This is a genomic window from Streptomyces sp. SS8 (genome assembly GCF_054072955.1).
In genome coordinates, this window is sequence record NZ_JBSVCZ010000027.1 from 85,970 (window position 1) to 92,787 (window position 6,818).

Here is a 6,818-nt window from a genome sequence, read left to right on the forward strand (position 1 = left end):
TTACGCCGACCGGGTGGCGGCCTTCTGGCGGGCCTGCCAGAACTCGTCGAAGGACAGCAGTCCGTCGCCGTCGCCGTCGTGCTGGTTGATCAGCGTCTGGGCCATGTCCACTGTGAGGGTGTAGTCCCCCAGCTCGCCCAGTACCTTGCGGAACTCCGCCGCGGTGACCAGTCCGTCCCCGTCCAGGTCGAAGCGGTCGAACGCCTCGCGCGCGGTCTCCATGTCGGCCATCGCCTGTCGTCCCCTCCCTCGTGCGGTCGTGACGCGCACACCCTAACGGGCCATCACTCACGTCACACGAGCCACCTGCGTATCTTCTGGCAGCGCAGGTATCTCAGGGCAGCACACGCCACACCAGCACCGAGCGTGCCGGAAGCACGACCGCCTCCCCCGCCGGGAGGACCGTGCCCGGCTCCTCCCGCTGATCCTCCCGCGCGGTGTCCACCAGCAGCTCGTAGCCCTGCCCCCACGGCGGTCCCGGCAGCCTGAAGCGCCCGTCCTCGTGCCCGGCGTGGAGGACGACCAGGAAGCTGTCGTCGACGACCGGGCCGCCCCGCTCGTCGCGCTGCGGGATGTCCCGGCCGGACAGGTACATGCCCAGCGTGGCGCCGGGCGCGTACCAGTCGGGCTCGCTCATCTCCTGGCCGCTCCCGGTGAACCAGGCCAGGTCACGCAGCCCCTCCGGGCCGTGCGCGCGCCCGGAGAAGAAGGCCTTGCGCCGCAGCACCGGATGGGAGCGGCGCAGCGCGATCAGCCGCGAGGTCAGGGCGTACAGCTCGCGCCAGGCGGGTTCGGCCAGCAGCGACCAGTCCACCCAGCCGGTCTCGTTGTCCTGGCAGTAGGCGTTGTTGTTGCCGCCCTGGGTGCGGCCCATCTCGTCGCCCGCCACCAGCATCGGCACCCCGGTGGACAGCAGCAGGGTGGACAGCAGGTTGCGCAGCTGGCGCCGCCGCAGGGCCAGGACCGCCTCGTCGCCGGTCTCGCCCTCCGCGCCGCAGTTCCAGGAGCGGTTGTCGTCGGTGCCGTCGCGGTTGTCCTCGCCGTTGGCCTCGTTGTGCTTGCGCTCGTAGCTCACCAGGTCTCGCAGGGTGAAGCCGTCGTGGGCGGTGACGAAGTTGACCGAGGCGTACGGCCGCCGCCCGCCCCAGGCGTACAGATCGCTGGAGCCCGACAGCCGGTAGCCCAGGTCCCGCACGTCCGGCAGGGCGCCGCGCCAGAAGTCGCGGACGGTGTCGCGGTAGCGGTCGTTCCACTCCGTCCACAGCGGCGGGAAGGCACCCACCTGGTAGCCGCCCGCGCCCACGTCCCAGGGCTCGGCGATCAGCTTCACCCGGCGCAGCACCGGGTCCTGGGCGATGACCGCGAGGAAGGGGGAGAGCATGTCCACGTCGTGCATGGAGCGGGCCAGCGCGGCGGCCAGGTCGAAGCGGAAGCCGTCCACCCCCATCTCCTGCACCCAGTAGCGCAGCGAGTCGGTGATCAGCCGCAGCACCTGGGGCTGGACGACGTGCAGGGTGTTGCCGCAGCCGGTGTAGTCGGCGTAGTGACGCGGGTCGTCGGCCAGCCGGTAGTAGCCGCGGTTGTCGATGCCGCGCAGGGAGAGCGTCGGTCCCAGCTCGCTGCCCTCGGCGGTGTGGTTGTAGACCACGTCGAGGATGACCTCGATCCCGGCGGCGTGCAGCGCCCGGACCATCTTCCGGAACTCCCCCACCTGCCGGCCGCGCGTTCCGCCGGCGGCGTACGCGGCGTGCGGCGCGAAGTAGCCGATGGAGTTGTAGCCCCAGTGGTTGCGCAGGCCGCGGCGGAGCAGGTGGTCCTCGTGCGCGAACTGGTGCACCGGCAGCAGCTCCACCGCCGTCACGCCCAGCTTCACCAGGTGCTCGATCGCGGCCGGGTGCGCCAGTCCGGCGTAGGTGCCGCGCAGCTCGGGCGGGACGCCGGGGTGGCGCATGGTGAAGCCGCGCACGTGCAGCTCGTAGATGACCGAGTCGGCCCAGGGGGTCTTGGGGCGGCGGTCCTCGGCCCACTCGTCCCCGCCTCCCGGCCCGGCTCCGAGGGCCGAGTCGACGACGACGCCCTTGGGCACGTACGGCGCCGAGTCCCTCTCGTCGCGCACGGTGTCGGCCAGCTGCCGCTGCGGCCAGTCGCGGACGTGTCCGTAGACCTCCGGCGGCAGGGCGTACTCGCCGTCCACCGCGCGGGCGTACGGGTCCAGCAGCAGCTTGGCCGGGTTCCAGCGGGCGCCCGTCCACGGGTCCCAGCGGCCGTGCACCCGGTAGCCGTAGAGCTGCCCCGGGCCGACTCCGGGGACGAAGCCGTGCCAGATCTCCTGGGTGTGCTCCGTCAGCGGGCAGCGGGTCTCGTTGCCGTCGTCGTCGAAGAGGCAGACCTCGACGGCCTCGGCGCCGGCCGACCACAGGGCGAAGTTGGTGCCCGCCACCCCGCCCGGGCCGATGTGGTGGCGGGCTCCCAGCGGCTGGGGGCTGCCGGGCCAGACGGTGGGGGCGGCCGCAGGGGTCGCGGGGGCCCCGGCGTACCGGGGCTCCCGGCGCGTGTGCTGTTCGGGTGCGCTCGACACGTCCGACACGTTGTGGCCTCCGGCGGCTCGCGGCGGGGGCGGGTTCGGGGCCCGCGCGGCACGCCTGCCGCACGGGCCCGGTGCCCGGGTCTGGCAGGAGTGTTCCCGTTCGGCCGCCCGCCTCACCCTTGTGATCGTCTTCTTTCCACCACGCTGCTCCGGCCGGGTGAGGCCGGACCGGGGCCGGGCGGGGGGCGTGCGGCCGGGAGGCGGCGGACCGCGCGGCGTTAACGGGGGCTAACCTGCCCCCATGACTGTGACTCTTGAGGTCGCCGAGGGCGTCGGCACCATCCGACTGAACCGTCCCCCCATGAACGCGCTGGACATCGCCACCCAGGACCGGCTGCGCGAGCTGGCCGAGGAGGCGACGCACCGCGACGACGTACGGGCCGTGGTGATCTACGGCGGGGAGAAGGTGTTCGCGGCGGGCGCGGACATCAAGGAGATGCGCGAGATGGACCACGCGGCCATGGTCGCCAGGTCCCGCGGTCTGCAGGACTCCTTCACCGCCGTGGCCCGCATCCCCAAGCCGGTGGTGGCCGCGGTGACGGGCTACGCGCTGGGCGGCGGCTGCGAGCTGGCGCTGTGCGCCGACATCCGGATCGCCGCCGACAACGCCAAGCTGGGGCAGCCCGAGATCCTGCTGGGGCTGATCCCCGGCGCCGGCGGCACCCAGCGGCTGTCCCGGCTGGTCGGCCCCTCCAGGGCCAAGGACCTGATCTTCACCGGCCGCCAGGTGAAGGCGGACGAGGCCCTGGCCATCGGTCTGGTGGACAAGGTCGTGCCCGCGGCCGAGGTCTACGAGCAGGCGCACGCCTGGGCGGCGAGGCTGGCAGCCGGTCCGGCGATCGCCCTGCGCGCCGCCAAGGAGTGCGTCGACGCCGGGCTGGAGGCGGACATCGACACCGGGCTGGCGATCGAGCGCACCTGGTTCGCCGGGCTGTTCGCGACCGAGGACCGCGAGATCGGCATGCGCAGCTTCGTCGAGGAGGGGCCGGGCAAGGCGAAGTTCCGCTGACGCCCGGCCGCCGGAAGCGGCCGGAGCGCAGGGAGCGCGGAACGGCGCGCGAGCCGTTCCGCGCTCCACCCCTGGCGCACACAACCGGTGCGCGTACGGCACGGCGCGACCCGAACGGCCCGCCGCCGGCCGTGAATTCGCGCTGTACGGCCGCACGGCGGCCGTTTCGCGGCCATGATTGGCCCATGGCGGGAGCGAACACGGCGCACATGTCATCGGCACCGGGGGAGGAACCGGCCCCCGCGGTCCCCGACGACGGGCCGGGCGGGGCCGGATCGTTCACCGGGGCCGGGTCGTTCGCCGGGACCGATCCGTTCGCCGGCACCGGCCCGCTCGGCGAACCCGCCGAGCCCGCCGAGACGGCCGAGTTCGGCGACCCGGCCACCGCGGAGGTGCGGCTGCCCAACCGCCCCGAGTCCGCGCGCACCGCGCGCCGGCTGGTCCGGTCCGTCCTGCTGGACCGCTGGGGACTGCCCGAGTCCCTGGCCGAGGACACCGTGCTGCTCGTCTCCGAACTGGTCGGCAACGCCGTACGGCACACCGGGGCCCAGTCCCTGGGGCTGCGGCTGCGGCGGCAGCGCGGCCGGATCCGCCTGGAGGTGCGCGACCCCTCGCGCGGGCTGCCCTGTCTGCTGCCCGTCCACGAGTTCGACGTCAGCGGACGCGGACTGTTCCTGGTGGACCACCTCTCCGACCGCTGGGGCGTGGACCTGCTGCCGCTCGGCAAGACGACCTGGTTCGAACTGCGGGACGAGGAGCCCTGACCGGCGCCGGCCCACCGTCCGCACCCGGCTCCCGGCCCCCGGCTCCCGCTCACCTCAGCGTGCGGCGTACCGCCGCGCGCCCGCCCGGCGCCGCCGGTCGTTGCACAGCAGGCACCGCCCCCAGCCCGGCGGAAGCGGATCGTCCTTGTCCCCGTAGAGCGGATCGACCGCCCCGCGCGGATGCTCCCGGCAGCCCGTGCCACCGCGGTCCTCGCCCAGCGACCGGGCCGCGTCCAGCGCCCGGCGCAGCGCGTCGGTCAGCTGCTCCGCCTGCTCCGCCGAGGGCTCGCCGTCCAGCGTGAAGACGATGTCGGACGCGGTATGCAGCGCGGCCCGCAGCTCTCTCAGTTCTGCCTGACTCATACCGGGCAGCGTAAGTGCCCGCACCGACACACCGCCCGCGGCCTGTCGGTGCGGGCGGTACGGGACCCGGCCGCGCGGGGCTTCGGCCGGGCGGGCTCGGCCGTCAGTCCTACGGCGGAAAACCGAGTGTGCCCTGTCAGTGGTGAACCGTAGTCTCACTCGTGATGTCTGCCACCGCCGCCAGTCCACCGCGTCCCGACCCCCCGCACCCAGAACCCGGCGGCTCCGGCCCCGGCGGCCCGGACGCCTCGGCCCCGGCCGCGCTCGCAGGGCGGCAAGGCCGTTCCGCCGTACGCTCGCTGCTGCGGCTGTGGCCCTTCGTCCGCCCGGTGCGGGCCCGGCTGTTCACGGCGGCCTTCATCGCGGTCCTCGCCTCCTGCCTGGGCCTGGTCATCCCCCTGATCCTGAAGTGGATCGTCGACGGGCCGATCGCCGGACGCGACACGGGCGGGGTGTGGCTGGGCGGCGCGCTGCTGCTGGCCGTCGGTGTGCTGGAGGCCGCGCTGTTCGGGCTTCGGCGCTGGCTGGTGGCCCGCCCGCTGGCCGGGGTCGAGGCGTCGATGCGCGCCGCCCTGTTCCGGCACCTGCAGCGACTGCCGGTCGCCTTCCACGACCGCTGGGCGAGCGGGCAGCTGCTGTCGCGCGCCACGGGCGACCTGCATCTGATCCGCATCTTCCTGGCGTTCCCGCTCACCTTCCTGCTGGTGAACGGCACCACCATCGTCGTCGGCTTCGCCGTGCTGCTGTCCCAGGAGTGGACACTGGGGCTGGTGCTGCTGGCCCCGGTGGCGCCGCTGGTGGTGTTCTGCTCGGTCTTCGAGACGAGGTTCTCCCTCCAGGCCCGCCGGGCCCAGGACCAGATCGGCGATCTGACCACGGTCGTGGAGGAGGCCGTCCTCGGCATCCGGATCATCAAGGGCTTCGGCCGCCACCGCAGCCAGGCCCGCGCCTTCCGCGAGCTCTCGCGGCGGCTGCTGGGCACCGAACTGCACAAGGCACGGCTGTTGGCGGGCATCTGGGCGGTCATCACGGCGCTGCCGGAACTGGCCATCGGCACAGCTCTGGTGTGGGGCACGGTCCAGGTGGCCGACGGCGAGCTGTCGGCGGGCACCCTGGTCGCCTTCCTCACCACGGCCCTGGCACTGCGCTGGCCGGTGGAGTCGATCGGCTTCCTGATCGCCATGAGCAACGAGGCGGCGACGGCGGCCGACCGCTACTTCGAGGTGCTGGACGAGCCGGTGCCGCCGGACGTCCTCGCCGCCGAGCGCCCCTCCCCCGCCCCGCGCGGGAAGACCGGGGAGGCCGGGAAAGCGGAGAAGGCCGGGGAGATCGGGACCGTTCGGGACGGCCTGCGCTTCGAAGGTGTGGTCTTCCGCCATCCCGACACCCCGCCGGAGGCCCCGCCCGTCCTGGACGGCGTCGATCTGCACATACGCTCCGGCGAGACCATGGCCCTGGTCGGCGCCACCGGCAGCGGCAAGACCACTCTCACCGCCCTGATCCCCCGGCTGCACGAGACGACGTCCGGCCGGATCACCCTCGACGGCCGGGACATCGCCGCTATGTCCCGCGAGGAGCTGCGCTCGCTGGTCGCCGTGGCCTTCGAGGAGGCCACGCTCTTCTCCGCCTCCGTGCGCGAGAACGTGCTGATGGGGGCTGCGGACAGCGCGGAGGAGGAACTGGCGCGTGCCCTGCGGGTGGCCCAGGCCGAGGAGTTCACCGCGGCGCTGCCGCAGGGGCTGGACACCCAGGTCGGCGAGCAGGGGCTGAGTCTGTCCGGCGGGCAGCGCCAGCGGCTGGCGCTGGCGCGCGCCGTCGTGGGCCGCCCCCGCTTCCTGGTGCTGGACGATCCGCTCTCCGCGCTCGACGTCCGCACCGAGGCGCTGGTGGAGGCCGCCCTGCGCGAGGTGCTGGCCGGCACCACCGCCCTGGTGGTGGCGCACCGGCCCTCCACGGTACTGCTGGCCGACCGGGTCGCGCTGCTGTCGCGGGGCCGGATCGCCGCCGTCGGCACCCACGCCGAACTGCTGCGCTCCAGCGCGGAGTACCGCCGTCTGATGTCCGGCGAGCGGCACGAGCAGTACGAGGAGGAGCG

6 protein-coding genes are annotated in these 6,818 nt (G+C 73.8%); 3 read left to right on the top strand and 3 right to left on the bottom strand.

All coding sequences use genetic code 11. From position 1 onward, the window contains the following. Positions 1–231, bottom strand: a complete 231-nt coding sequence (locus ACW69E_RS23125; RefSeq protein ID WP_457500202.1) for an EF-hand domain-containing protein — start codon at positions 229–231, stop codon at positions 1–3. A 103-nt stretch (positions 232–334) separates the two neighbouring features. Further along, on the bottom strand, positions 335–2,578 hold the full coding sequence (gene glgX, locus ACW69E_RS23130) for a glycogen debranching protein GlgX (protein WP_457500203.1): 2,244 nt from the start codon (positions 2,576–2,578) through the stop codon (positions 335–337). A gap of 250 nt (positions 2,579–2,828) precedes the next feature. On the opposite strand from glgX, the gene ACW69E_RS23135 reads away from it, so the two are divergent. After that, complete coding sequence (locus ACW69E_RS23135) at positions 2,829–3,596, top strand: enoyl-CoA hydratase/isomerase family protein (protein WP_457500204.1); 768 nt, start codon at positions 2,829–2,831, stop codon at positions 3,594–3,596. Positions 3,597–3,781: 185 nt separating this feature from the next. Continuing rightward, a complete protein-coding gene (locus tag ACW69E_RS23140; RefSeq protein ID WP_457500205.1) occupies positions 3,782–4,360 on the top strand; it encodes an ATP-binding protein in 579 nt (192 codons plus the stop codon). Between the two features lie 54 nt (positions 4,361–4,414). On the opposite strand, the gene ACW69E_RS23145 is transcribed toward ACW69E_RS23140, so the two are convergent. Continuing rightward, positions 4,415–4,723, bottom strand: coding sequence for a hypothetical protein (locus ACW69E_RS23145; protein WP_206349579.1), 309 nt, complete (start codon positions 4,721–4,723; stop codon positions 4,415–4,417). Between the two features lie 164 nt (positions 4,724–4,887). On the opposite strand from ACW69E_RS23145, the gene ACW69E_RS23150 reads away from it, so the two are divergent. Next, positions 4,888–6,818 (top strand): ABC transporter ATP-binding protein (locus tag ACW69E_RS23150; RefSeq protein ID WP_457500206.1); only part of this gene is annotated, 1,931 nt, incomplete at its 3' end.